Below are 24,917 nucleotides of genomic sequence, written 5' to 3'. Positions count from 1 at the left end.
AGGGATGCCTCCCCGTCCCATACCCGCCCAACCGGGGATGCCCCCACGCCCCATGCCGCCGCAGCCGGCAATGCCCCAACAGGTGGTGGCAACCCAACCGATGCCGACACCGGCTGCTCGCATTTCTGGCCCCACGATGGAGCAACTGGTGCGGGAGGCCTTTGAGCACGGCTACTCCGATATTCATGTGGGAGTTGGCGAAGCGCCACGCTTTCGCGATCGCGGACGTTTAGAGATTACTAACTATCCCGTTACTGACGAAGAAACTTTTAACTACTGGCTCAATGAACTGCTCACCCCCCAACAAATCGAGCAGTTTCGCACCCACCTGGAATACGACGGCGCCTACCAGTATGAAGGACTGTGTCGGGTACGGATCAACATCTTTGTCGCCCTAAAAGGGCCCGCCATGGTGCTGCGGCTAATTCCCGTGAAGATTCTGACCCTAGAGCAGTTGAATTTGCCGCCCGTCTTTAAGGATCTCTGCCACTACCACAAGGGTCTGATTCTGGTGACAGGACCAACGGGTTCTGGGAAGTCCACAACTCTGGCGGCCATGGTGGACTACATCAACACTGAAATGCAAAAGCACATTATCTCCATTGAAGACCCGATTGAGTTTGTGCACCAAAGCCGCCGTTCCCTCATCCGCCAGCGGGAGGTGGGCATCCATACCCTTAAATTTGACAATGCCCTCAAGGCCTCCCTGCGGGAAGACCCCGACATTATTCTCATTGGCGAGATGCGCGATCGCGAGACAGTGAATACCGCCCTCAAAGCCGCCCAAACCGGTCACCTGGTCTTTGGTACCCTGCACACCAACAGTGCCGTGAAAACGATTGAGCGCATCCTCAACCTCTACAACCCCGATGAACAAGGGCCGATGCGGATGCAGGTGGCGGAATCCCTGGTGGCGGTGATTGCCCAAGCCCTTGTGCGCACCACGGATGGCAAGCGGGCGGCCATTCACGAGATCATGATCAACACCGATGCCATCAAGGACTACATTTTGCGGGGTGAAGTGGAGGAAATTGAGGCGATTATTCCTCAGTGTACCTACGACGGTATGTGCACGATGAACCAGTGCCTCTACGAACTTTATGAGGCAGGGCGCATTGACGAAGAAACCGCCATCGAAAACTCCCCCAAACCCAACGAAATGGCGCAAATTCTGCGGGGACGTATCTAGGGCAATGGTTGGCCTCAAGCCTATCCTATACAAGGGGTTGGCGCTCTTTACACCGGGGGAGGATGTGGTCTTTTGCCGTGACCCATCAAAGCAGGGACATTGGCATCAGTCACTCTGTCAAGCCCTGCAACAACTCTTGGATTTAGAGGAGCCGCCCCTTTTTCTCTCTCCCTGTTATACGGCGGCCGTCGATTACTGGTTTGATGAAGAACAGCACTGCCTGCGGGTGGCGGCGGAGGTTTATCCTTTGGCATGGCCCCATCGTCCCCTATTGAATGCCCTCTTTGCCCCTGCTCATCAGCCCACGTTGCCGTGGCAGTTGATACAGGATCCGCAGCATCCCTGCGATGCCCAAGCCCTAGAGGCCTACCGCAGCAGCTTTCCGCAACTGTGGGAGCACCACCAACTGATCTATGATTTGCAGGAAGCCACGCCCCCGAGCAGTTTTGCACCGCGTCCTTCGCAACCCGATCGCTATATCTTTCGCCTCTATGTGCGCGGCGAAACCCATGCGGCTGAGGTTGCCCTCAAAAACCTCCATGATTTGCTCAGTTGCTCCCTTAAGGTGCCCTACACGCTCAAAGTGGTGGATGTCACTAAGCAACCAGATCTGGCGGAGGAGGATCAAGTCCAAGCCACGCCAACATTGGTGCGGGTGTATCCCCGACCAGTGCGCCGCCTTGTGGGACGCTTGGATAATCGCTATCGCCTGGAACGCTTGCTCAGCCCTTAGACCGATGACTCATTCTGCCAAAGACCTTCTTGCGGCGGCTGCCGTGGAGCGACGGTTGGGAAACCGTGATGCCTATGTGCCTTATCTGCGCCAAGTGTTTGCCGATGTCGTGGGGGAAGATGACACGGTTAGTGAAACCTATGGTGGCTTAGGAGCAGCCCAAGAGCGTTTGGCCAAAATTCAGCCCCTACGCTATGGCAAAAGTCGCAACTTTTTAACGGGGGCAGTGACGGGCCTTTCGGCCTATTTGCGCCATGGGGTAATCAGTTTAGCGGCGGTGCGTGATCGCGTACGGCAATCGGTAGATGACCCCTCTCAAGCGGAGGCGCTATTGCAACAATTGGCGTGGCGAGACTATTGGCAGCGCCTCTATGCCCATTGGGGCGATCGCCTGTGGCAGGACATTGAACCCTACAAGACGGGCTGGCAGGCAACCGACTATCAAGCGCAATTGCCCCCTGCTCTCATCGCTGCGGCAACGGGGCTAGCCTGTATGGATGCCTTTAGTTACGACCTGCAACGAACCGGCTACTTGCACAACCATGTTCGCCTCTGGTTGGCTGCCTATGTGGTGCATTGGTGTCGGGTGCGCTGGCAGGCGGGCGCCGCTTGGTTTCTGCAGCACTTGCTCGATGGCGATCCGGCAAGTAATAACCTCTCATGGCAGTGGGTGGCCAGTACCTTTAGCCACAAGCCCTACTTTTTTAACCGCCAAAACCTGGAACGCTATAGCGATGGCAAATACTGTCGGCAGTGCCCAAGGAGCGATCGCTGTCCCTTTGATGCCACCTACGAGGAATTGGCAGCCCGCCTTTTTCCCCACAAGGAATAGAGTTATTGGGGGGTCGGCTTCACGGTTTTGCGCAGAATCAAACAGTTGCCACCCTCCTCTATGGCTTGATAGGCCAATTCATCCATGATCGTTGCCAAAAGGCGTAGACCCCGTCCTCCTTCGGCATCAGTGGAAATTTGCGGCGGCAGCGTTTGCAACTTTGCCCCCAGGTCAAAGGGGTCACCCCGATCCCAAATGCGCAATTCAATGTGGGTCTCGGCGATGCACAGATCAATGCGAATCGGCGTCTCCGGGGAGCGATCGCGATGGGCATGGCGAACGGCGTTGGTAAACCCCTCTGCAAGCGCCAGTTCCAATTTCAACCACTCCTCAAGGGGCAGCGTGGGCGGGCGGTACTGATTAAACCATGCCAATAGTGCCTCCAGCTGGGTCAAGTCACTGGGCAAGGTCAGGGAAACAGTCACGCGGGGAAAGGTCATAGGTGCAGTTGTAGCGCAGCAGCGGCGAGGTCAAGACTAGCTACATTTTCCGTGTTTGATGACCCAATAGGATGCTCCAGAGCGATCGCCAGCGGGGAGGCTGGCACAAGCCCCTCGGAAAAAACCGCGTGCCAAGGATAATCAGCAAGCCATAGAGCATAAGACGCCCATCGCGGCAAAAAGTGGCCACTGGTGGTGGCAAATAGGCTTGATCGGCAAGGCTCCGTAGGAGTTCTGGTAAGGCCGTAAAGAGTATACCGCCAGCGATCGGCCCCACGAATGTCCGATTGCCCCCTATCAGCACTGCCGTCAGTGCCAGCACCCCGGTATCAAACGTGCCCTGACGGGGATTCCAAGTATTCAAGAGATGAGCAGCCAAAACCCCAGCCACCCCCGCCAGAATAGCCCCCAAGACAAAGCCCAAAACCTTGTAGTGAGTGGTATCAATGCCCAAGGTCTGTGCCACCAATTCATCGCTACGAATGGCCTGCATTGCCTTGCCAGCACGGGTCTGTTCCAAATGACCGATGGCGATCGCCACCATGATCAGCAAGGGCAGCGTCAGCCACAGATAGCCCAAGGGCGTACTAAAGGGTTGGGGAATCCCAAAGATACCGACCGCCCCCCCGGTAACCTCCAAATTGAGTGCCAACACCCGCAGCACCTCAGAAAAAGCGATTGTCGCAATGGCAAAATAAATGCCCCGTAACCGCAGTACTGGTACCCCCAAGCCCCATCCCACCAGACCACAGACAAGAGCCGCCAAAACCATTTCCCCCAGCACCAAGGGCACCGGATAGGGGTTCAGTCCTGTAAAAACACGGGTGGAAAGCAAAGCAGCAATATAGCCACCAATGGCATAAAAAGCTGGACTGGCAAGGGAGAGTTGGCCACTCATTAAGGGCAAATAGAGCGATAGTGCCAGCATCGCCCCCAGGGTCATCGAAACCAGCAAGAAATCGTATGTGCCCAGCCAGCCCGCCATAACCAGCGCTAAACATCGATTCCACAAGCTGCCACGGCATCCTCAGCAAGCTGCTGCAGGTCTGCAATAATGGCTGCTTCTAGGGTCTTATCCCCAAGGCGAATCGTCAGACGCGACAGCCGCAGTGAGGCCGTAATCCGACCGCTGGGCAAATCTAACCAGATCAACTGTTGAAACTGGCGACAGCGACCACCATAGCGTTGGGCAAGGGACGTAAGTTCCGCATCGGTGGGCGATCGCCCCAAATCCAGATCAACCACCCATGTGCCGCCACATTCGCGGCGTTTAGAAAGTTGAATCGGCATCCCTTAGAACTAACCTATAGGCGTTGGGCATAAAATTCACACCAAGGATCACCTTTTTCCCGTGCCTTCACCTCCACCCCCTGAAAGACACCGCCCCGCTGAAAGAGACGATTGTAAAAAGCCTCATCCAAGACGGGTTTCTGTTGAATGCGGCCGTTATAGACAATGTTCATCATTGCAGGGACCGCCCCTTGGGCAAAATAGCAGGCCGGTTGGACAGCATGGGGATAGGAGGCCAAGAAGTAGTTGGTTTCGTAGTTACCATCAATGGCCACTCGACAGGATTCGTTCCGGACCACTTCTAGGGCTTGCCAACGGCCCCATCCCAAGCTACTGGCAACGGCATAGCCGCCGTGAATCCAATCGGTGTCGGTCTTCAGCATGGGGCCAACCACCGTTTCCCACTCCACCGACTCCATGATATTGCCAAAGGTGTAAAAGACACAAACATGACCCGATTCACGAATCAAGGCCTGTCCCACCTCTAAAAGCTCCGGGTGAACCTTTTGTAGCTCATCAAGGAAACGGTACTGAATGCGGTTGTAGTAGTTGGCAGGCATCCGCGTCAGCAGCACATTAAACGCCCGAATTTGGCCATTCCCATCCCCTTCAAGGGGCAGCCCCCAGAGGGCTTCATTCACCGCATCATAGTCCACGCTGGTTTCCCCTTTCGGCAGCAGGACAGGTTGATCAATTAGCTTGCCCATTTGCGGACTCGGCGTTAGGGAACGGCGCACCGGTGCTTTGGCCACCTGGATCAGGCAGTGATCCTGCCGCGTCACCGCCATACAACTGGTTTCTTCGGCCACGTAGGTGCCCAATTCGGCAAAGGTGGCATCTAAAGTGGCCGCCACATAGCCCACCGCCAAGTGATCCATTGGTTTTGTGCGGTTCACCTGCTCGCCATATTTCCCTAACCAAGCCTCAGCATAGTGGGAGTGGGTCAACTCCACTTGCCCCCCTTTCTCTGTTACCTCAAAGTTGAGACAGCCAAACCCCAAAAACCTAAAGATTTCTGCGGCAGTGGCAAGGCATTCCGCTGGTGTTTGCACTGCCAACGTATTAAAGGCATTGGCAAGTAAGCTATAGAAAATCTCTTGGGCTGAGGTCCGCAGGATACTGACCCCATCAATCCAGTCAGGATCCTCAATGGTTTGTTGAAGAAATAGATTGTAGTGGTGGCAGTGGAAAATCACTGGCTCGTTAAAAAACGCCACCAGCTTCCGCGGGCGATCAATGCGCAGACGCTCAAACATAGGCACAAATCCTTTCTGGGGTTTCTCATTGGAGAAAATAGAACAGCATTAGGGAGACGGCACAGGGAGACGTTCCATACCCACGAGATCGGCTACCGCTTTGTAGAGAATGCGTACTTCCCGCTCATCCAATTGGCCTTTTTCCAGTCGCTCGCGGTGCAAGCCTGTTTTCAACGACAGCCGCAGCGTCACAAAGTGGGGATCCGGAGCATAGCGACGGGCATAGCTGAGCAGCAGTTGGGCAACCGAGCTAGCGTTGTCCTGTACCGGCGGCAGCAGGGGTTTTCCATCGGCCAAGATAGCCTTAATGCGCTCAAACACCAGCTTCAGGTTAGTGCTCGCCTTCGTGAGAAACAGTACAAAGTAGGGAGTTTTGCTGAAGGCTTTAATCACCAGCCGCACCTCTGCCGAACCCGCTAGCAAATAGTCCGCCTCTGAGGCAGGATCCATCACTTGACACACGCGGTTATTCGCTCGCAGCAGATCGCTGGCATAGGCTCCCAAAGAACTGAGGGAGGCATTTTCAAAGTAAGTGCCACTGTAGTTAATTTCGGCAATGGTTGCCCCATCGGTCATGCGGCCAATTAACACGGCTAACACGCCCGGCACTCCGGCAATATGTTGCTCTAAAACACTATTGAGCGTGCGCACCAACATTATGGGTTCTCCTAGGGAAGATAGATTAGACTTTGATCGTAAATTTTATAGACGTTACCAATGGTTGCTCATCCGTATAATTGCTGATATGATGGGTAGTTTATTAAAAATTAACATTTGTATTCTTGACTACAATTTCTTCGCCTACCCCCTATAGGAGGGAGCCATGGCCACGGCAACAGCACTGCCTATTCCTGATTTCTTTAATCCTGCTAAGGTCGCTGAGGTGTGGCGTGTCCCCTACCAAGAACGGGCAGCACAGGCGCGCCAATGGGCACAGCACTACCAGATTCCGCCCGCGAGTGACGATCCACAGCGGACGATTCTCTTGCTCACTGATGTCCAAAACACGTTTTGCTTACCAGAGTTTGAGCTATTTGTCCCTGGTGCAGTTGCGGATAATCAACGCCTATGCCGCTTCATTTACACCCATCTTGCCCAGATTAGCGAGATCATTGTTACCCTTGATACCCACACTGCAAGTCAAATTTTCCATCCCCTCTTTTGGGTTAACCCTGCCGGTGAGCATCCACTACCTTTAACCACCATCACGCTCCAAGACGTTGAGGAGGGATATTGGCAACCCAATCCCCACCTGCTGTCTTCATTGCCCCTAGGAGATCTGGCGAGTCTTCAGACCTATGCCCGGCACTATGTGGCACAGTTAGCTGCCAAGGGGAGGTTTCCGCTGACGATTTGGCCCTACCACTCGATGCTGGGGGGGATTGGTCATGCCCTTGTGTCTGCTGTGGAGGAAGCCTGTTTCTTTCACACCGTGGCGCGACAGCAGCAAACCCGCATCGAACTCAAAGGTAGCCATCCCCTGACGGAAAATTACTCGGTGCTGCGTCCAGAGGTCAGCCATGACCCCCAAGGACGTCCCCTCGGGGCGGTGAATAGGGCCTTGATTGAGCATCTGCTGGCGGGCGATCGCCTGATCATTGCCGGTCAGGCCAAAAGTCACTGTGTTGCTTGGACAGTGGCCGACCTGCTCAGGGAAATTCAACAGCGAGATGCCCAACTGGCTCAACGAGTCTACCTCCTTGAGGATTGTATGTCCCCTGTGGTGGTGCCGGGGGTCGTGGACTTTAGTGAAGCTGCCAATGCAGCCTTTGCCGAGTTTGCCGCTGCCGGTATAAACCGGATCAGCACCAGCAGTGTTCCTTGGAATCTTTAGTTGATCTAAAGACTCACCACTTCTGAACAGAGACGGTTTAGGATCGAGGCTAGAGACATCCTCACTAGGGAGGGGCAATGACCGACTACGCAGCCCACGAACAGGCCCTCGATCGGGATTGTTTGACCCTATCTCGCCACGTTCTCCAGCAACTCCAAAGCTTTGATGCTGCTGCCCAAGATCTAAGTGCCCTGATGAATCGCATTGCCCTTGCTGGCAAGCTCATTGCCCGCCGTTTGAGTCGAGCGGGTCTGATGGAGGGGGTGTTGGGCTTTACGGGAGCTGTAAATATCCAAGGGGAAGATGTCAAAAAAATGGATGTCTATGCCAACGAGGTCTTTATTGCCGCCTTCAAGCAGAGTGGCTTGGTATGTCGCCTTGCCTCCGAGGAAATGCAGAAGCCGTACTACATTCCCGAAAATTGTCCCATTGGCCGCTACACTCTCCTGTACGATCCCCTCGATGGTTCCTCCAATGTGGATATCAACCTCAATGTGGGATCGATTTTTGCGATTCGCCAGCAGGAAGGTACCGATCTAGACGGTACCGCTGCCGATCTCCTGCAAGATGGCCACAGGCAAATTGCCGCTGGCTATATTCTCTATGGCCCCAGCACGATGCTGGTCTATTCCCTGGGCAAGGGTACCCATGTCTTTGTCCTTGACCCCAGCCTCGGTGAGTTTATTCTGGCGATCGAGAACCTGCAAATTCCTGCCAGTGGTGCCATTTACAGTGTGAACGAAGGCAACTTCTGGGCATGGGAAGAACCGATTCGTAACTACGTCCGCCATGTGCATCGTCAGCCCGGCTATAGCGCCCGCTATAGTGGTGCCCTTGTTGCTGATATTCACCGCATTCTCATGCAGGGGGGCGTCTTTCTCTATCCCGGCACCCAAAAGAACCCCGCTGGTAAGTTGCGGCTCCTCTACGAAGCGGCTCCAATTGCCTTCCTGGTGGAACAAGCAGGGGGTAAAGCCAGTACCGGTACCCAACCGCTTCTGGATGTTGTGCCCGATCATCTGCACATGCGTACACCGCTGATTGTTGGCAGTCCTGAGAACGTTGCCCTCGTAGAATCCTTTATCCAGCAAACCCCTGCCCAACCAACCGTGACACAGGTGTAACCCATGGTAACCTTGTTTGAAAATCCCCTGCGGGTTGGACTACGCCAAGAACGAACCCCAGAGCCACTGATTTTGGTGATTTTTGGTGCCAGTGGCGATCTTACTCAGCGCAAGCTGATTCCTTCGATTTATCAACTGAGACTCGAACGCCGTCTGCCCCCCGAACTTACCATTGTTGGCGTGGCACGTCGCAACTGGAGTGATGACTATTTTCGCGAGCACCTCCGCCAAGGGGTCGAGGAGTTTGGTGGCGGCATTCAGGCGGAGCCCCTGTGGCAGGAATTTGCCCAAGGTCTGTTTTATTGCTCTGGCAATATCGATGATCCCGCCGCCTACGCCCAGCTGAAAAGATTGCTAGCTGAGCTAGATGAAAAACGCCAAACTCGCGGCAATCGCGTCTTTTACCTTGCGGTCTCGCCGAACTTTTTCGTTGAAGCCATTCAGCAACTGGGGACAGCGGGGCTATTGAGTGATCCCCAAAAGCATCGTCTCGTGATTGAAAAGCCTTTTGGCCGTGATCTCACCTCTGCCCAAGCCCTCAATGAGGTGGTGCAGTCGGTGTGCAAGGAGGAGCAGGTTTACCGCATTGACCACTACCTTGGCAAAGAGACGGTGCAAAACCTGATGGTGTTTCGCTTTGCCAATGCCATTTTTGAACCCCTCTGGAACCGCCAGTACGTGGATCATGTGCAGATTACGGTTGCCGAAACCGTCGGGGTTGAAGACCGGGCCGGCTACTATGAAACTTCGGGTGCCCTGCGGGACATGGTGCAAAACCACATTCTCCAGTTGCTGGCTCTGACGGCTATGGAACCCCCCAATGCCCTCGATGCCGATAGTCTGCGCAGCGAAAAGGTGAAGGTCCTCCAAGCCACCCGTTTAGCGGATCTTGATAATCTCGATGCCTGTGCTGTCCGCGGCCAATACCGAGCCGGCTGGATGAAGGGCAAACCTGTTGTGGGCTATTGTGAGGAGCCGGGCGTGAGTCCCACCTCCACCACTCCCACCTATGCGGCCCTAAAACTCATGATTGATAACTGGCGGTGGCAGGGGGTGCCCTTTTATGTGCGCACGGGTAAACGCTTGGCAAAAAAGGTCACAGAAATCTCAATTCAGTTTTGTGAGGTGCCTTTACTGATTTTCCAGTCGGCCGCCCGCCAAACCAATCCCAATGTTCTAACGATGCGCATTCAACCCAATGAAGGGATTGCTCTGCGCTTTGAGGCAAAAATGCCCGGTGCAGATCTGCGCACACGCACGGTGGAAATGGACTTTAGCTACGGCTCCTCCTTTGGGATGGCGACCGCGGATGCTTATGCGCGGTTATTACTGGACTGCATGTTAGGGGACCAAACCCTGTTTACGCGGGCAGATGAGGTGGAGGCGGCTTGGCGCGTGGTGATGCCGGTTTTAACGGCTTGGGATGCCCCCACTGATCCAGAGGCCATACCCACCTATGACGCGGGGACTTGGGGGCCGGATGCAGCAGAGGTGATGATTAATGCCGATGGCCGGCGCTGGCGGCGACTGTAATCTTTGCCCATCATGGGAAGAAATGGGAATCAAGGCCAAACTCCATTAACAGATTAGGTACCTAGGTATGGCAACTGAATCAACTCCCCTCGTAGCGCTCCAAGATCCCGTGGATGTCTCCCTTGATGATATTGAGCAAAGTTTGCGGCAAATTTGGCTCAGCCACGGCGGGGATGGCACGGCTCCAGCAGCAGTACGGGCAACCACCTTTACCCTAGTTGTCTATGAGGCGGATGATACTCAACAATTGCTAGCGGCCTTGGGCTATTACACTGGCCCCATTGATGGCATTCTTGGTCCGCGGATGCAGTCAGCAATTCGTGCTGCTGAAAAGAATCACAACTTGCCCTTGACGGGTCGAGTCACGCCCCAATTGCGGCAGGCTTTGCAAGCAGAATATGCTCAGGGAATCCCTCGGAGCGATCGCTATGCGGTGGATATGCGCGGTAGTGGTATTGCTGACGCGATCGCTAGCCAAAATCCCTGTCGGGTGATTGCCCTGTGTCCTACCCTTGGCGAAGATACAGGAATTACCGCTCAAGTGGCCGCCTATTGTCCAATTAACAAAAAGATACGCAGTTCCCTCGTCTGCTGTGAATACATTACGCTCAAGGGCACCCATGAAGCTTTTCAGCGGGCCCAACCCCTCTTGAAATCCCTGATCATTCAAGAGTTACCCCGCTTTTTGTGGTGGAAGGGGGATTTGTTCCATAACTTTGAGTTGTTTCAAACCCTTGCCCCCCAATTTAGCCGCGTGATTGTGGATTCCAGTGAATTTCTCGATCCGCTGCGGGGTCTGCGGGCGATCGCTCCTTTACTCGAACAAAACCTCCCCCTCACGGATTTGAACTGGCGACGTCTTGGGGCCTGGCAAGAACTGGCTGCCGAAGCCTTTGATCCCCCCGAACGCCGCTTGGCCATTCAGGAAATTGACCAGGTGGTCATTGACTACGAAAAAGGTAATCCCGCCCAAGCTTTAATGTACCTTGGCTGGTTGGCCTCCCGTCTGCAGTGGCAGCCCCGACACGTTGTCTATGAAAGTGGCGATTATGACCTCTACCAGGTGGAACTCGTGAGTGCTGATCAGCGCTACATTCGCGCCGAACTGGCGGGCGTACCAACAGGGGATCCAGGACAGGTTCTCGGGGATCTCATTGACTTGAAGCTCACTTCCACCAATCTAGAGGCAGACTGCTGTACAATTATTTGCTCTGAAACCCGTGGCTGTATGCGCATGGAAGCGGGTGGCAGTGCCCAGTTGTGTCGCACTTACCACGTCACACCCCTGAGTGATCAAACCGCTGAGATCCTTCTAAGTCAAGAGCTACAGCGCTGGGGACAGGACTTTCTCTACAGTGAGAGCTTTGCTGTTGTTTCCCAGCTGCTAGCTCTCATGCCTTAGCATTAGATCCCATGACGGAAGATTTTCGCCTTGTCATTGATCTCAGTGTGGTGCTGGGGGCAGCGGCAGTGGGAGGTCTGTTGGCAGCTTTGCTGCGACAACCAATCCTGCTGGGCTACCTTTTGGCCGGTATGCTGGTGGGGCCAACGGGCCTGGGACTCCTAAGGGAAGTGCCTCAGGTGGAAGGTTTAGCACAACTGGGGGTGGCCTTTTTGCTCTTTGCCCTAGGGGTGAGCTTTTCCCTCGGTGAAATTCGGAAGGTCCAAGGGGTTAGCTTGGGGGGCAGCGCCCTACAAATTCTCCTTACAATTGCAGTCACAACACTGATTGCCGTGGGGGTTGGCTGGGTGAGTTCCCCCAATCAGGGGGTTTTCCTCGGTGCTGTTCTCTCCCTCTCTTCAACGGCAGTGGTGCTGCGCAGCCTCATGGATCGCAATGAGTTGGAGTCGATCCAAGGGCAAATTATGCTGGGCATCTTGGTAGTGCAGGATTTGGCGGTGGGCTTGATGATTGCCGTCTTACCAGCTCTGAACAAACCCCCAGAGGAGTTGGGACTCGCCCTCGGGCAAGCAGTATTGACCATTGCCTTGATTGCTGTGGGGGCGATCGCTGCTGGTATGTGGTTGCTGCCCCCCCTACTACGGCTACTGGCCAAAACCGAAAGTCGTGAGCTTTTCCTTTTAGGCGTCGTTGCCCTCTGCTTGGGAATTGCGCTGCTGACCCAGTATTTGGGGCTTTCAATTGAGATTGGGGCCTTTATTGCGGGTCTGATGATCTCCGAGGTGGAGTATGCCGATCAAACCCTCGATTACGTAGAATCGATCCGCGATATCTTTACAACGCTCTTTTTTGCCTCGATTGGCATGCTCATTGACCCAGTGTTTCTGTGGGAGCACTTGGATCGCATTATTGAATTGGTGAGCCTCGTTATTCTCGGTAAGTTCTTGATCACCACCCCCATTGTTAAGCTCTTTGGCTACTCATGGAAAACGTCGTTGCTGGTGGGGATTGGCCTTGCTCAGATTGGCGAATTTTCCTTTGTGCTGCTGACGGCAGGGCGGGGTTTGGGGTTGGTTTCCCAACAGGTTTACCTGCTCACCCTGGGCACCACCGCAGTCACTTTGCTGGTGACGCCCTTTTTGTTAAAGGTAGTGCCAGTGCTATTGGAACTGCCCCTACTGCGCCGCCTCTTCAAGGAAGATGACATCCTGGCCATGGATTTAACGGGATTGCCCCAGCGAAACCATGTCATTGTCTGTGGCTATGGTCGTGTCGGCAAGAGTCTGGTCAAACTCCTCCAAAAACAAAATTATCCCGTGTTGGTGATTGAGCAAAGTGAAACGGTCATTAACGAAGTACGCGATGCTCAACTGCCCTACATTTATGGCAATGCCGCCAGTAGAACAATTCTGGCCAAAGCAGGGGTCGATCAAGCTCTTGGCATGGCGATCGCTCTCCCCGATAGTATGAGTACCCGCCTCTGTCTCAAGCGCGCCCTCGAGTTTGCCCCAGAACTGGATGTGATTGTTCGCGCCAACAGCGATCGCGACATTGAATTGCTTTATCAACTGGGGGCACGGGAGGTGGTGCAACCGGAGTTTGAAGCCAGCTTAGAGTTGGCTGCCCATCTCTTCTTTAGCCTCGGCATGGGTGAGCGCCATATTCAACAGCAGGTACAACAGGTGCGCGACAGCCATTACGCCAATTTGCGCGGTGATACTCCACCGGAGGGAACCGCCCGTCTCCTGCGGCAAGCGGCTCAGGATATGAATAGTCGCTGGCTGAGTGTCCCTGAGGATTCCCCCATTCGCGGCATGAGCTTAGCAGAAATCCAACTGCGACAGCTGACGGGGGTGACGCTCTTGGCGATTGTGCGGGCGGATGGTACTGAGGTGGATTATCCCAGCGGTCAAACCCGCCTCCAAGGGGGCGATCGCCTCTTGATTGTCGGTCAGCCAGCGGAGTTTGCGGCTTGTGAAGCCCTGATCAATGGCCGTGTCAGTGTGCCCCAAGGGGAAACCTTGTTTCTTTGGATCATGTTGCCCAAAGAGATTGGCGAAAAACATCGCACCATTGCGGATCTGCATCTGCCTGAGACTGTGACGATTCGTGCCCTGCGGCGAGAAGGAACACTTCTTTCTGAACCTAGCAGCGATTGTCCTTTAATGGCAGGCGATCGCCTCCTCCTCACTGGCCCTATGGATGCCCTACGGCGCATTGGCGATCAATTGCAAGCGCGATCAACGCCGCTGCCACCGTGAGCACGCAGGAGCCAGCGGAACTGATTAACATATCAACATATCGGGCCGTCGTTGCCACTCGGCGGGCAAATTCTCCCCTTTCGAGAACCCCCAAAGCAATGCCAAGCATGGAGATTCACTCGCCACTCAATTCTTGTTCAACGTCACTCATGCACGACTCAACACCGCCGCCCCCCTGTTGTCGGTAAAGACCTGAAAGGCACCATCCGCCAAGAGGCCGGCGATCGCCCCCCGTTCGTTTTCCTCAGAAGGATGCAGCAAACTCAACAATTAGGGGTTGATCCTGAAGATGCTGCCAGGGATCGACTGGAATCTGACCGCTGCCCAATCGCTGTTTCAGGTGTTGCCAAGCGTGATCACTATTGGCGAGCACGAGCTCCCCCACCTTGCGCAGAATCGCTAGGTGTTCAGGGGACAACATCCGACCGACATGGCGCTCAACTGTGGCATTGACGGATTGCAGGACCTGTTGCAGAGGGGCGTTTCTTCCCGCAGCCAAGCACTGATTTTTCTGATTTTTCTAATTTGTTGCCGCTTTTGTTGCCGCTCGTAATCCCAAAGAGGAAGATTGCGGGTCATCGTGGCCACACCCGGGGATAGCAAACAGAAGGATGAGAAGCTTGCCCCTGCCGGAGCAACTGCCAAGCCGCCACAAACCACCGCCGTAATTCCGCCATTGAGTGACCGCGATAGCGACAAACCACCCCGCGAATCAGGGCACTGACACCCATCTCCCCCTGAATCCCCATTGCTAAATCCCGCAGCCGTTGTATCTGTTCGCTGCTCACTTCCCTGCCGACCCAAGCCAATGTGCCCATGAGCGGACACCCCTGCAAGGCATTCATTGCTGTTAGCATCGTTTTCGTACCCTCAATCCGCTGGCGATCGATCCACAGGGGCACACCCCCCTGCCACACCTCCGTATGGGAACGCCAATACCCATGATTAAAGACTTCACCGCGAGCCGTGCGGCCAAAGCGAGTCATCTCCCAAAGGCCCACCTGTGCTTGAGGGGTAAGATCAATGCGCAGGCGTTGGTGAAATTGAGCACCCGCAAAGATAATCGTTTCTTGGGGGAGCCATTCTAAAACAGCATTATCGGCAACATGGCAGTTAACCGTTTGCTCGACAGGGATTTGGGCACGACCGTAGACCTTGGCGGCGGCAGGCGTTGTCAACAGGACACGGCACTGGGGTTCAAGGGTAATCTTTTGGTGCAGGCGATCGCCCCCCACATAGCCCCCCGCCGTATGGAGGATCAGACTGTGGCAAATCGGCTTTCCCTCAGGATAAAATGAGCGTTGTAGCTTCAGGGGTGCCGAGGCATAAGACCGCACTGGAATCGTTTGCCCCTGTCGCCAAGCATAGGCCAGCTCCAACTTGCCTAACCAGCCAGCCACTTTGTCTTAGCTCCCCACCGCCACTAGGGATCGTCGCTGCTGTTGCATCTGGAGATAGACCAAAAGGGCATTGATGTCCGCTGGATTCACCCCACCAATACGGCTGGCCTGGCCAATGGTGAGGGGGCGAATCGCGCTGAGTTTTTCCCGTGCCTCCATTGAAAGGGTGGGGATAGCAAAGTAATCCAAATCGGCAGGGAGAGGACGCTGTTCTTGGCGGGCAATCTGCTCAATTTCCCGCTGTTGTCGCTCAATGTAGCCGGCGTACTTAATGGCAATTTCAACCGCCTCTTTCTCTTGGGGCGTCAAGTCTGGATTGCCAAGGCCGTGGCGATCCAATAGCTCGTAGTGTATCCCCGATCGCCGCAGCAACTCAGCAAGGGCAATGGCACCTTTAATCCCTTGACCCGTCGCGACCACAATCGCTTCGCCCATGGGTTCATGGGCTTTGATGCGCGTGGTTTGCAAGCGTTGGCTCTCAGCCGCAAGGCGTTGCTGTTTTGCTTGAAACACCTGCCACTGGGCTTCACTCACCAAGCCAATCTCGTATCCCAAGGGGGTAAGCCGCTGGTCAGCATTGTCCGATCGCAATACCAAGCGATATTCCGAGCGGCTAGTGAGCATGCGGTAGGGTTCCCGCAGTTCCTTCGTGCACAGATCATCAATAAGAGTACCGATGTAGCTCCCTTGGCGCGGCAAGGTGATCATTGGTTTCCCCTGAACAAAGCGAGCGGCATTAATTCCGGCCACAATCCCTTGGGCTGCCGCTTCCTCATAGCCGGTGGTGCCGTTGATTTGCCCCGCACAAAACAGCCCCTGAATTTTTTTGGTCATCAGGGTGGGAAAGCACTGGGTTGCCGGCAAGTAGTCATACTCCACCGCATAGGCCGGACGCAGCATGATGCAGTTTTCTAGCCCCGGCAGTGTGCGCAACAGTTGCAGTTGCAGCGGTTCTGGAAGTCCCGTAGAAAAGCCTTGGATGTAGAGTTCAGGCGTATTGCGGCCTTCGGGTTCAATGAAAATTTGATGGCTTTCTTTATCGGCAAAGCGGACAATTTTATCCTCAATGCTGGGGCAGTAGCGGGGGCCTTTGGCATCAACCCAGCCACCATACACAGGAGTGAGGTGGAGATTCTCACGGATAAGCCGGTGGGTTTCAGGGGTGGTGCGGGTCAAGTAGCAGTTCATTTGTGGCCTTTCCACCCATGCGGTGGGATCAAAGCTAAACCAGCGCACCTGCTCATCCGGGGGTTGGGGTTCCATCTTGCTGTAGTCCACCGATCGCCGGTCGACCCGTGCAGGCGTTCCTGTTTTCAGACGATCCACCTCAAAGCCGAGGCGGGCTAAGGTTTGGGAGAGTCCCTCGGCGGCAAATTCGCCAGCACGACCAGCGGGCATGGATTTGTTCCCTACCCAGATACGGCCACCGAGGAAGGTTCCCGTTGTCAGAACCACTGCTTGACAGCGAAAGGCGACGCCAAAGTAGGTTTCAACCCCAATCACTGTGTCATGGGCATCGAGGACTAAATCCGTGACCATGCCCTCGCGCAGGAGCAAGTTGGGCTGATTTTCCAGCACCTGTTTCATGACGGCGCTGTATTCGCGCTTATCCGTTTGCGCCCGCAATGCCCAGACCGCTGGCCCCCGTGAGGCATTCAAGAGCCGCTTTTGCAGATAGGTGCGATCGGTGACACGCCCAATTTCGCCCCCTAGGGCATCCACTTCGTGCACCAGTTGTGATTTTGCAGGACCACCCACCGCAGGATTACAGGGCTGCCAAGCAATCTTATCGAGGTTGAGGGTCAGCAACAGGGTACGACAGCCCAACCGCGCCGTTGCCAAGGCCGCTTCACAGCCTGCATGACCCGCACCGACAACAATGACATTAAATTCATCCTGAAACGCAGGCAGCGTTGACATGGCGATTGTACCCTCATGAGCCGAAAGTGGTTTAAAAGAACGTGGCGCTACTGGAGAACCCCGCCAACAGTTGAACGATAAACTGCAAGAGGAAGAAGGCAATGATTGGCGAAAAGTCAAGACCCCCGATGGGAGGAATCAGACCGCGAAAGATATTCAGGTAAGGATCTGTTAACTGACTCAGAATTGAGAAGGGCGAATTGTACCAGTTGATATTAGGAAACCACGACAGAAGTACGCGAATCAGCAGAATAATTAAGTAGATCTGCAAAAAGTTCGCAATCCCCATCAACAGAATAGGCAATACAGCTGCCTCAGTCATTGGTCTTCCCCTTGCAAATTCCAGTGCATTCTTATTCTACCAATGCTATCAAGAAGCTAACCCCAGCAGTCATTTTCCCTCGCTAGACTAGGAAGTAGAAGTTTCTGCATTTATTCCCAAAAGTTATCGCCCTGCGCCTGCCTAGGGGAGCGATCGCCAAAGGATAAAAAGACAAAGACCTGTCCGACAGCGGCTTTGGCTGTTTTGGGCGGGTTCCATCCTTGGGAAAAGGGCTATATTCTGAATTGCGGCTTTTCGTTGACATTCAACTAAAGTTCAGGGGTTCAATATGTTACAGATGTCGGCCACGGGTCATACACTGGTGGGCACCTATGCCCTGATTGGATTTACCATCTCCGGCCTATCGTTTTTGCGGGCTTGGGTACAGCGGCAGTACAAGGGTTCTGTCCAACGTTTGAAAGAAGAGTGCGATCGCCTGCACAGAATTGTTGGCGAACAGGCCCAGCGTATCGAAGGGCTCAAGGAATGGGTCACCCGCAGTGAACAGGAGCGGGATCGCCAGCGCCAAGAAATTGAGCAATTGCGCTCAGAGGTGGAATGGCTGCAAAACCGCTGTCAAGAGCTAGAGGACCAGCAACAGCAACTGCAAACTCAAGTCAGTGACTATCGCCAGCAGGTGGCAGAATTGACGAATGCCCTCAACAGTAGCCAAGCGGAAAACGAAGCCCTGCGGGACAATTGCGATCGCTATCGCCAAGAGCTAGAAACCGCCTACCAGCGCAGCAGCAGCCTTGAAGAGGAATATGCCAGTGAAAGGTCGAGATTAATTGCTTCTTTAACCACAATGGAAGCCACCTGCCGCGAAAAAGAAGCAGAGCTGGCGGCTTGCCAGGCCACGGTGAGCGATCGCGATTGTGAAATTGAGGGGTTACACCATGAAATTGCCGGTCTCCACCAAGAAGTCGAGCAGCTTCAGCAAACCGTTGAACACCTGCAAACACGCAAGGAAGGGGCAAATCTCTACTCCCAATGGCTGACATGGCTCAGCAGCACCGTGGCGATTGCGGCTCTAGTACTCAACCTTGGGCCTTGGAGTCCCCTGTGGGCAGCCCTCTATTCTCACCTGCCCATGTTTTCCTAGGAAATTAATATCTTTCATTCAACTCATAGGGGGCTGCTTGCCCCCTTTTTTACAGCTAGTTTAAAGGGGGGTATTGGCTCAGCAATAGCTATGTATTGGCACTTAGCCATGCAATTGCCTCCCGTAGCCATGCCTCTGGATCACTATTCTTAGGGAGGGTGGTCGTTTGCCCGACGGCAGTGAGGGCGGCTTCAATCTCGCGATCGCTATAGCCCAAGGCCAAGAGCGTTAACTCCAGTTCTTCACGAATCGCCTCTGTGGGTAGGCCAGAGGGAGTCGTTGCCAATCCCGTTTCCTGTCGCCAAGCACTCAGGGCAGCTTTGAGTTCCAAGGCAATGCGCTCAGCGGTTTTATGACCCACCCCCGGTGCGCGGCTGAGACGCCGAGTATTGCCACTAACAATCGCTTGGACAAGCTCTGGCAAGGGTAGTGTATCCAGCAGCGATAGTGCCATCTGCGGCCCAACCCCATTGACACGGATCAAACGGAGAAAGAGATCTCGCTCGGCTGCCGAGGCAAAGCCATAGAGGAGCAGCTGATCTTCACGGATACTGAGGTGGGTAAAAATCTGCACCACCTCAGCACTCGGCGGGTATTGCCGCAAAAGATGAGACGTCACTAGTAGGCGATAGCCGACTCCATTCACCTCTAGGATCAGGGCAGAACGATGACCACCCTCCACTTGATGGCCGACAACGGTTCCTCTGAGGTAGGCAAACACAGTATGTTCCCGCGGGCAGACGGCTGTAAACAGCTTAACCAAGCCGATGATGAGATTCGAACTCATGACCGCTCGATTACGAATCGAGTGCTCTACCACTGAGCTACATCGGCATGCAAAGCATCTTTTATGGTAGCACGATCGCCCCTAGGACGGGCAGGACACTGGGAAAATTTTTGCGATCGCGCGCTTGTGTGCATCTGCTGCAGGGGTTACAATAGACGATTGTGTTAATTAACGAGTTAAGAAAATCACTTGGCAAACGTCGTCGTTGTTGGTGCCCAGTGGGGCGATGAAGGCAAGGGTAAAATCACCGATCTCCTGAGTAAGTCTGCCGATGTGGTAGTCCGCTATCAGGGGGGGGTCAATGCAGGTCACACCATTGTTGTCAAAGACCAGACCCTGAAATTGCACCTAATTCCGTCAGGGATTCTCTACCCCGATACCCAGTGCATCATTGGGGCAGGAACGGTGGTGGATCCCAAGGTGCTCCTTGAAGAACTCGAACAACTGGAACAGTTGGGGGTCAGCACTGAGAATTTGCTGATTGCAGAAACAGCCCATGTGACGATGCCCTACCATCGCCAGTTGGATATTGCTGCTGAGGAACGGCGGGGCTCGCGGCGCATTGGTACCACGGGACGTGGCATTGGCCCGACCTATGCCGATAAATCGGAGCGGACAGGGATCCGCATGCTGGACCTGCTGGATCGGGATCAATTGGCTGCCAAGCTGGAGTGGGCGATCGCCCAAAAGAATTTGATCCTCGAAAAGCTCTACGGACTGGCTCCCCTCGAACCGCAGCCAATCATTGAAGAATACTCTGCCTACGGTGAGCGGCTGCGATCGCACATTGTCGACGGTTCCCTCATCCTCGATGATGCCATCCGCCGTCGGCGCAACATTCTCTTTGAAGGGGCCCAAGGTACCCTCTTAGACCTTGATCACGGCACGTATCCCTACGTCACCTCCTCAAACCCTGTGGCCGGGGGTGCCTGTGTTGGAGCTGGCATTGGTCCGACGATGATTGACCGCGTCATTGGAGTTGCCAAGGCCTATACCACGCGGGTCGGTGAAGGGCCTTTTCCAACGGAACTGTTGGATGAGGTGGGAGAACTCTTGGGCGATCGCGGTGCGGAATTCGGTACCACAACCGGACGGCGGCGCCGCTGTGGCTGGTTTGATGCTGTGATTGGCCGCTACGCTGTGCGCATTAATGGTCTAGATTGCTTAGCAATTACCAAGCTCGATGTCTTGGATGAATTGCCAGAGATCAAAGTTTGTGTGGCCTACGATATTGACGGTGAGCGGTGCGAACATTTCCCCAGCAATGCCCTGAAATTTGCCCGCTGCCGTCCCATCTATGAAACCCTACCCGGGTGGCAGCAATCTACCCGTCATTGTCGCTCCCTTGATGATCTGCCCAAGGCAGCATTGAACTATCTTAAGTTTTTGGCTGAAATTATGTCTGTTCCCATTGCCATTGTTTCGCTGGGGGCAGAGCGCAGCCAAACCATCATTGTTGAGGATCCGATCCATGGCCCCAAACGGGCACTCCTCAAGGATGATGGCACCCAAGTCCACCCGATTTTATCTTAATTGGAGTTGCAGCGATGTCTCGTTCCTTAGTGATTGAGGGGCAACTACGCCCTGCTGATGCCAAGCCCAATGCCCTGCGGCGTAATGGCAAAATCCCTGCCGTCCTCTACGGCCCTACCATCGAGTCTTCGATTTCCCTGGTGGTGGATACCCGTGCCGCCGAATTGTTGGTGCGGGATGCCCGTCCCCAGAAAACTCCGATTCAGCTTTCGATCCCGGATCTGCCGTGGCAGGGAACGGTGGTACTCCAAGAGGTGCAAGCCCACCCCGCCAAGGATACCCTCTACCACCTCTCCTTTTTAGCCAAAGCTGAAAACTAGGCTGCGAGGGGGAATTTGCTATAGTGGGGATATGTTAAGTGATTGTTAACAATGCCAGCCACGCTACTTCGTTCTGCGGATCTTGCCCACCTTAGCTATTCCCCCGAAGGCGATCGCTTTGATGGCTCTTGGGAAGCTCCCCTTGCCACACTCCTTGGCCTTGGACGAGCGGCTGGCGCTGATTTTGTTGAGATTTTCCTTGAGCGCAGTCATTACCTCAGTACCCTTGTCGAGGAGGATCGCCTGACGAGTGTTTCTCCGCGCTTGAGCTTAGGGGCGGGTATTCGTGTTTTTCGGGGTACTCGTGACTGCTACGTGAGCACCAATGACCTCAGCTTCAACGGGCTGCGCACTGCCCTCGAAAAGGCCCTGGGCTTAATGGGGTTGCTCTTACCCAGTCCCCAAGCCTATGTACCTGAAATTCACCTTGAACTGCTGCGGGACTATGCCCAAGGCCAGAAGGAAAGCTGGCTGGCCACCTGTAGTTCCATTGCTGAGGTGGCCGATATTCTCCTAGCAGGCAGCGATCGCCTGCGCCAGAAAACCCAACATCTGCAATCCCGTCGCCTCAGTTATTTTCGCGATTGGCAAGAGGTGATGGTGGCCGCCAGTGATGGTACCTTTGCTCGGGACATTCGCCTCACTCAGTCGGCAGTGGGCTCCGTGCTCTGTGCTGATGGCGAGCACCGCGCTTCCATTGGTGAGCGCAATGGCGATACCAGTAATCCAGACTTTTTGCGCCAGTGGGACTACACCACCTTAGCCGATACCATTGCCGAAGCGGCGGGCAAAATGCTCTATGCCAACTACGTGGAATCGGGCACTTACCCAGTGATCATGGCCAACCAATTTGGGGGCGTGATCTTCCATGAAGCCTGTGGTCATCTCTTGGAAACCACTCAAATTGAACGGGGGACGACCCCCTTTGCCGATAAAAAAGGTGAAAAAATTGCCCATGAAAACTTGACCGCTTGGGATGAGGGAATTACCAGCGGTGCCTTTGGCAGTATTGATATGGACGATGAAGGAATGCCAACGCAGCGCACATTACTGATTGAAAATGGCATCCTCAAGAATTTTCTGAGCGATCGCGCAGGTTCAATGCGCACAGGGCACCCCCGCACCGGTAGTGGCCGACGTCAAAGCTATACCTATGCTGCCGCTTCGCGGATGCGCAACACCTACATTGCTCCTGGCAAGTACACTGTAGAGGATCTGATTGCCTCCGTTGATCGCGGTATTTACTGTAAACGCATGGGGGGCGGCAGCGTCGGTGCCACGGGTCAATTTAACTTTGCTGTTGAGGAGGCCTACTGGATTGAAAATGGCCAAATCAAACACCCCCTCAAAGGAGCCACACTGATTGGCGAAGCCAAAGAAATCATGCAGCGGATTTCCATGTCTGCCAACGATCTTGCCCTTGCCCCTGGTTTCTGTGGCTCGATTAGCGGTAGTATCTACGTCACCGTGGGTCAACCCCACATCAAAGTGGATGCCATTACCGTGGGTGGCCGCTAAACCAATTACCTGCAGTTATGGGTTTGAGTAGAAATACCTAAAGATTTTATATGTGAATTTTTGTGACTCTGGCTACATTATTATAGAAAGAAGAAGGGAAGCTAAGGCAGTGCCGCTTTCGGATCGTCCTCACGTTTTGTGTACGCCTTAACTTCTCCTCTGAGACAAAAACATTGGACTGAATGACCAGTAATTCGCTGGTCTTTTTTTTGGGTTTTTGCAGCCCTCTTGCTCAGGCAGCGGCGGGGGTTTTCACTTGAGCCAGTAGGTCGTGAAGTTCTTCACCCTCAATCACTTCTTTTTCGAGGAGTTTTTGGGCGATCGCTTCGAGAAGATCACGGTTTTCCTTAAGAATACTGAGCGCCTGTTGATGAGCTGACTCAACAATTTCTTTGACTTCGCGATCAATGGCTTGAGCGGTTTCCTCACTCACTGCCCGTAGCATCATGCCATTATTTGTCAAAAAGCTCGACTGTTGTTGCTCAAAGGCAAGGGGGCCAAGAACCTTGCTCATGCCGTAGCTGCGCACCATCCGCTCTGCCAAATCTGTTGCCCGTTGCAGATCATTGGCGGCTCCAGTAGTGATGGTGCCAAAGACAATCTCCTCTGCCGATCGCCCCCCCAACAACGTGGCAATTTGGGCGCGCAGTTCCTGCTCATCAAGGAGGAAGCGATCCTCCGTCGGCAACTGCAACGTATAACCAAGCGCTGCCATGCCGCGGGGTACAATGGAAATCTTTTCTACCCGACCACTGCCCGGCAGCGCACAGCCCACAAGGGCATGACCGACTTCGTGGTAAGCAACAATTTTCTTCTCTTTGTCGTTGAGGACGCGGCTTTTCTTCTCAAGACCCGCCACAATGCGTTCAATGGCTTCGGCAAAGTCCTGCTGGGTCACCATTTCCCGCTGATTACGAGCCGCTAGTAGAGCTGCTTCGTTGACTAAGTTGGCCAAATCGGCACCAGCAAACCCCGGTGTGCGGGCAGCGATCGCGTGCAGATCCACCTCAGGGGCCAGTTTCACCTTTTTGGCATGGATTTTCAAAATAGCTTCACGACCACTCAAATCGGGGCGATCCACTAAGACTTGACGATCAAAGCGGCCGGGGCGCAGCAATGCCGGATCAAGGGTTTCTGGGCGGTTGGTTGCAGCAAGGACAATCACCGTTGCCCCCGTAGCATCAAAGCCATCCATTTCCGTGAGCAGTTGGTTCAGGGTTTGCTCCCGTTCATCATTGCCACCATAGAAGCCGGCACTGGAACGGGACTTACCAATGGCATCCAATTCATCAATAAAGACAATACAGGGGGCTTGCTTTTTCGCCTGCTCAAAGAGATCCCGCACCCGGGCAGAGCCGACACCCACAAATAACTCGACAAACTCCGAGCCCGAAATGGAGAAGAAGGGTACATTAGCTTCGCCAGCAACGGCCTTGGCCAGCAGGGTTTTGCCGGTTCCCGGCGGCCCCACCAGCAGCACCCCCTTGGGAATGCGGGCCCCAATTTGGATATAGCGTTGGGGATTTTTTAGGAAATCCACAATCTCGACCAGTTCTGCTTTGGCTTCTTCAACCCCAGCCACATCCTCAAAGCGAATGCCGGTGTTTGCTCCCTCCACATAGACCTTGGCCCGACTTTTACTGATGGAGAGGACCCCTTGGGGACCACCGCCTACTTGGCGACTGGCAAAGAACTGAAGGATCAAGACAAAAACAATCGGCGGAATGACCCAACCCAAGATATTCAACAACCAGCTATTGCGGGGGGGCGGCGCAGCCGCAAATTCCACTCCCTTTTCCTCGAGGCGCTTGGGTAACTCGAGATCAAAGATCGGAGTGGTTGCTAAAACTTGGGGTGGTTTATTCCCTTCGGGCTTCAGTTGATAGAGAATCTCATTTTGGCCTAGATAGACGCGAGCCACTTCCCCCTCTTGCACCTGATGGATAAACATACTGTAGGGAACCTGGGGCGGGCGCGGTGCAAAGAGTTGGGGAAAGAAGATATTCAGGAGCAAAAACCCCAAACCGAGGAAGAGTAAGGCATTGCCAATCCAACGATTGCGCGGGACTTCGGGCGAGTTTTTGATGGCCATGGGTTAGCTTCCCCAGAGTTCACCTAGGG

At 54.3% G+C, this 24,917-nt stretch carries 23 protein-coding genes and 1 tRNA gene; 12 read left to right on the top strand and 12 right to left on the bottom strand.

Annotation, left to right across the window (positions count from 1 at the left end):
* Positions 1-4 precede the first annotated feature (4 nt).
* The 3 genes from IGQ16_RS06265 to IGQ16_RS06255 are packed head-to-tail and all read left to right on the top strand — an operon-like array spanning position 5 to position 2,754.
* Complete coding sequence (locus tag IGQ16_RS06265; protein WP_162147193.1) at positions 5-1,189, top strand: type IV pilus twitching motility protein PilT; 1,185 nt, start codon at positions 5-7, stop codon at positions 1,187-1,189.
* Between the two features lie 4 nt (positions 1,190-1,193).
* Positions 1,194-1,922 (top strand): circadian clock KaiB family protein, encoded by a 729-nt coding sequence (locus tag IGQ16_RS06260; protein ID WP_024125951.1) that lies wholly within the window; start codon positions 1,194-1,196, stop codon positions 1,920-1,922.
* 4 nt (positions 1,923-1,926) lie between these two features.
* Positions 1,927-2,754: an FAD-binding domain-containing protein gene (locus IGQ16_RS06255; protein WP_024125950.1), complete on the top strand. Its 828-nt coding sequence runs from the start codon at positions 1,927-1,929 to the stop codon at positions 2,752-2,754.
* 2 nt (positions 2,755-2,756) lie between these two features.
* Here IGQ16_RS06255 and IGQ16_RS06250 read toward each other — a convergent pair whose 3' ends face one another.
* From IGQ16_RS06250 to IGQ16_RS06230, 5 genes are read right to left on the bottom strand one after another with little or no spacing between them, the layout of a single operon-like run.
* The gene (locus tag IGQ16_RS06250; protein ID WP_297060650.1) at positions 2,757-3,194 is read right to left on the bottom strand and encodes an ATP-binding protein; all 438 of its coding nucleotides are present in this window, start codon (positions 3,192-3,194) and stop codon (positions 2,757-2,759) included.
* A 40-nt stretch (positions 3,195-3,234) separates the two neighbouring features.
* The gene (locus tag IGQ16_RS06245; RefSeq protein WP_297060648.1) at positions 3,235-4,179 is read right to left on the bottom strand and encodes a branched-chain amino acid ABC transporter permease; all 945 of its coding nucleotides are present in this window, start codon (positions 4,177-4,179) and stop codon (positions 3,235-3,237) included.
* Between the two features lie 8 nt (positions 4,180-4,187).
* Positions 4,188-4,484 (bottom strand): hypothetical protein, encoded by a 297-nt coding sequence (locus IGQ16_RS06240; protein WP_024125947.1) that lies wholly within the window; start codon positions 4,482-4,484, stop codon positions 4,188-4,190.
* 14 nt (positions 4,485-4,498) lie between these two features.
* Positions 4,499-5,740 carry a hypothetical protein gene (locus IGQ16_RS06235; RefSeq protein WP_297060646.1) on the bottom strand — a complete coding sequence of 414 codons (1,242 nt, stop codon included), beginning with the start codon at positions 5,738-5,740 and terminating at the stop codon, positions 4,499-4,501.
* 48 nt (positions 5,741-5,788) lie between these two features.
* Positions 5,789-6,397 (bottom strand): hypothetical protein, encoded by a 609-nt coding sequence (locus IGQ16_RS06230; protein ID WP_024125945.1) that lies wholly within the window; start codon positions 6,395-6,397, stop codon positions 5,789-5,791.
* Positions 6,398-6,563: 166 nt separating this feature from the next.
* Here IGQ16_RS06230 and IGQ16_RS06225 point away from each other — a divergent pair, with 166 nt between their 5' ends.
* The 5 genes from IGQ16_RS06225 (at position 6,564) to IGQ16_RS06205 (ending at position 13,894) form a co-directional block, all read left to right on the top strand.
* Positions 6,564-7,574 (top strand): isochorismatase, encoded by a 1,011-nt coding sequence (locus IGQ16_RS06225; RefSeq protein ID WP_297060645.1) that lies wholly within the window; start codon positions 6,564-6,566, stop codon positions 7,572-7,574.
* A 77-nt stretch (positions 7,575-7,651) separates the two neighbouring features.
* Positions 7,652-8,698, top strand: a complete 1,047-nt coding sequence (gene fbp / locus IGQ16_RS06220) for a class 1 fructose-bisphosphatase (protein ID WP_024125943.1) — start codon at positions 7,652-7,654, stop codon at positions 8,696-8,698.
* Between the two features lie 3 nt (positions 8,699-8,701).
* Entirely contained in the window at positions 8,702-10,231 is a 1,530-nt protein-coding gene (gene zwf / locus IGQ16_RS06215; protein ID WP_297060642.1) for a glucose-6-phosphate dehydrogenase, read from the top strand.
* A gap of 67 nt (positions 10,232-10,298) precedes the next feature.
* Positions 10,299-11,633 (top strand): glucose-6-phosphate dehydrogenase assembly protein OpcA, encoded by a 1,335-nt coding sequence (opcA, locus tag IGQ16_RS06210; protein ID WP_024125941.1) that lies wholly within the window; start codon positions 10,299-10,301, stop codon positions 11,631-11,633.
* Positions 11,634-11,644: 11 nt separating this feature from the next.
* A complete protein-coding gene (locus IGQ16_RS06205; protein ID WP_297060640.1) occupies positions 11,645-13,894 on the top strand; it encodes a cation:proton antiporter in 2,250 nt (749 codons plus the stop codon).
* A gap of 244 nt (positions 13,895-14,138) precedes the next feature.
* On the opposite strand, the gene IGQ16_RS06200 is transcribed toward IGQ16_RS06205, so the two are convergent.
* The 4 genes from IGQ16_RS06200 to IGQ16_RS06185 form a co-directional block, all read right to left on the bottom strand.
* Positions 14,139-14,393, bottom strand: a complete 255-nt coding sequence (locus IGQ16_RS06200) for a hypothetical protein (RefSeq protein WP_051372859.1) — start codon at positions 14,391-14,393, stop codon at positions 14,139-14,141.
* A 76-nt stretch (positions 14,394-14,469) separates the two neighbouring features.
* Entirely contained in the window at positions 14,470-15,294 is an 825-nt protein-coding gene (locus IGQ16_RS06195) for an urease accessory protein UreD (protein WP_297060639.1), read from the bottom strand.
* Between the two features lie 6 nt (positions 15,295-15,300).
* Positions 15,301-17,214: a tRNA uridine-5-carboxymethylaminomethyl(34) synthesis enzyme MnmG gene (gene mnmG, locus IGQ16_RS06190; protein ID WP_297040923.1), complete on the bottom strand. Its 1,914-nt coding sequence runs from the start codon at positions 17,212-17,214 to the stop codon at positions 15,301-15,303.
* 31 nt (positions 17,215-17,245) lie between these two features.
* A complete protein-coding gene (locus tag IGQ16_RS06185; RefSeq protein WP_024125938.1) occupies positions 17,246-17,536 on the bottom strand; it encodes a YggT family protein in 291 nt (96 codons plus the stop codon).
* A 289-nt stretch (positions 17,537-17,825) separates the two neighbouring features.
* Between IGQ16_RS06185 and IGQ16_RS06180 the strand changes: the two genes are divergently transcribed.
* Complete coding sequence (locus IGQ16_RS06180) at positions 17,826-18,638, top strand: hypothetical protein (RefSeq protein WP_024125937.1); 813 nt, start codon at positions 17,826-17,828, stop codon at positions 18,636-18,638.
* An 88-nt stretch (positions 18,639-18,726) separates the two neighbouring features.
* Here the strand turns inward: IGQ16_RS06180 and ruvA are convergent, their stop codons facing one another.
* Positions 18,727-19,359 (bottom strand): Holliday junction branch migration protein RuvA, encoded by a 633-nt coding sequence (gene ruvA / locus IGQ16_RS06175; protein WP_024125936.1) that lies wholly within the window; start codon positions 19,357-19,359, stop codon positions 18,727-18,729.
* A 41-nt stretch (positions 19,360-19,400) separates the two neighbouring features.
* A tRNA-Thr gene (locus tag IGQ16_RS06170) sits at positions 19,401-19,472 on the bottom strand.
* A gap of 142 nt (positions 19,473-19,614) precedes the next feature.
* Here IGQ16_RS06170 and IGQ16_RS06165 point away from each other — a divergent pair.
* Genes IGQ16_RS06165 through IGQ16_RS06155 form a run of 3 tightly spaced genes read left to right on the top strand, consistent with a single transcriptional unit; the run spans position 19,615 to position 22,796 of the window.
* Positions 19,615-20,958 carry an adenylosuccinate synthase gene (locus tag IGQ16_RS06165; RefSeq protein ID WP_024125935.1) on the top strand — a complete coding sequence of 448 codons (1,344 nt, stop codon included), beginning with the start codon at positions 19,615-19,617 and terminating at the stop codon, positions 20,956-20,958.
* Between the two features lie 14 nt (positions 20,959-20,972).
* On the top strand, positions 20,973-21,278 hold the full coding sequence (rplY, locus tag IGQ16_RS06160; RefSeq protein WP_024125934.1) for a 50S ribosomal protein L25: 306 nt from the start codon (positions 20,973-20,975) through the stop codon (positions 21,276-21,278).
* Between the two features lie 51 nt (positions 21,279-21,329).
* Positions 21,330-22,796, top strand: coding sequence for a TldD/PmbA family protein (locus IGQ16_RS06155; RefSeq protein WP_297060634.1), 1,467 nt, complete (start codon positions 21,330-21,332; stop codon positions 22,794-22,796).
* Between the two features lie 232 nt (positions 22,797-23,028).
* Here the strand turns inward: IGQ16_RS06155 and ftsH4 are convergent, their stop codons facing one another.
* Complete coding sequence (gene ftsH4 / locus IGQ16_RS06150) at positions 23,029-24,888, bottom strand: ATP-dependent zinc metalloprotease FtsH (protein WP_024125932.1); 1,860 nt, start codon at positions 24,886-24,888, stop codon at positions 23,029-23,031.
* Between the last annotated feature and the right edge of the window lie 29 nt (positions 24,889-24,917).

Source organism: Thermosynechococcus sp. M3746_W2019_013, assembly GCF_015296045.1.
GTDB lineage: Bacteria > Cyanobacteriota > Cyanobacteriia > Thermosynechococcales > Thermosynechococcaceae > Thermosynechococcus.
Note: the sequence above shows the minus strand (reverse complement) of the source record. Positions and strands in the feature narration are given on the sequence as shown.

Coding starts and splice junctions, on each gene's coding strand:
- IGQ16_RS06265 (WP_162147193.1), top strand. CDS start 5: ATGCCTCCCCGTCCCATACCCGCCCAACCGGGGATGCCCCCACGCCCC.
- IGQ16_RS06260 (WP_024125951.1), top strand. CDS start 1,194: ATGGTTGGCCTCAAGCCTATCCTATACAAGGGGTTGGCGCTCTTTACA.
- IGQ16_RS06255 (WP_024125950.1), top strand. CDS start 1,927: ATGACTCATTCTGCCAAAGACCTTCTTGCGGCGGCTGCCGTGGAGCGA.
- IGQ16_RS06250 (WP_297060650.1), bottom strand. CDS start 3,194: ATGACCTTTCCCCGCGTGACTGTTTCCCTGACCTTGCCCAGTGACTTG.
- IGQ16_RS06245 (WP_297060648.1), bottom strand. CDS start 4,179: ATGGCGGGCTGGCTGGGCACATACGATTTCTTGCTGGTTTCGATGACC.
- IGQ16_RS06240 (WP_024125947.1), bottom strand. CDS start 4,484: ATGCCGATTCAACTTTCTAAACGCCGCGAATGTGGCGGCACATGGGTG.
- IGQ16_RS06235 (WP_297060646.1), bottom strand. CDS start 5,740: ATGTTTGAGCGTCTGCGCATTGATCGCCCGCGGAAGCTGGTGGCGTTT.
- IGQ16_RS06230 (WP_024125945.1), bottom strand. CDS start 6,397: ATGTTGGTGCGCACGCTCAATAGTGTTTTAGAGCAACATATTGCCGGA.
- IGQ16_RS06225 (WP_297060645.1), top strand. CDS start 6,564: ATGGCCACGGCAACAGCACTGCCTATTCCTGATTTCTTTAATCCTGCT.
- fbp (WP_024125943.1), top strand. CDS start 7,652: ATGACCGACTACGCAGCCCACGAACAGGCCCTCGATCGGGATTGTTTG.
- zwf (WP_297060642.1), top strand. CDS start 8,702: ATGGTAACCTTGTTTGAAAATCCCCTGCGGGTTGGACTACGCCAAGAA.
- opcA (WP_024125941.1), top strand. CDS start 10,299: ATGGCAACTGAATCAACTCCCCTCGTAGCGCTCCAAGATCCCGTGGAT.
- IGQ16_RS06205 (WP_297060640.1), top strand. CDS start 11,645: ATGACGGAAGATTTTCGCCTTGTCATTGATCTCAGTGTGGTGCTGGGG.
- mnmG (WP_297040923.1), bottom strand. CDS start 17,214: ATGTCAACGCTGCCTGCGTTTCAGGATGAATTTAATGTCATTGTTGTC.
- IGQ16_RS06185 (WP_024125938.1), bottom strand. CDS start 17,536: ATGACTGAGGCAGCTGTATTGCCTATTCTGTTGATGGGGATTGCGAAC.
- IGQ16_RS06180 (WP_024125937.1), top strand. CDS start 17,826: ATGTTACAGATGTCGGCCACGGGTCATACACTGGTGGGCACCTATGCC.
- rplY (WP_024125934.1), top strand. CDS start 20,973: ATGTCTCGTTCCTTAGTGATTGAGGGGCAACTACGCCCTGCTGATGCC.
- IGQ16_RS06155 (WP_297060634.1), top strand. CDS start 21,330: ATGCCAGCCACGCTACTTCGTTCTGCGGATCTTGCCCACCTTAGCTAT.
- ftsH4 (WP_024125932.1), bottom strand. CDS start 24,888: ATGGCCATCAAAAACTCGCCCGAAGTCCCGCGCAATCGTTGGATTGGC.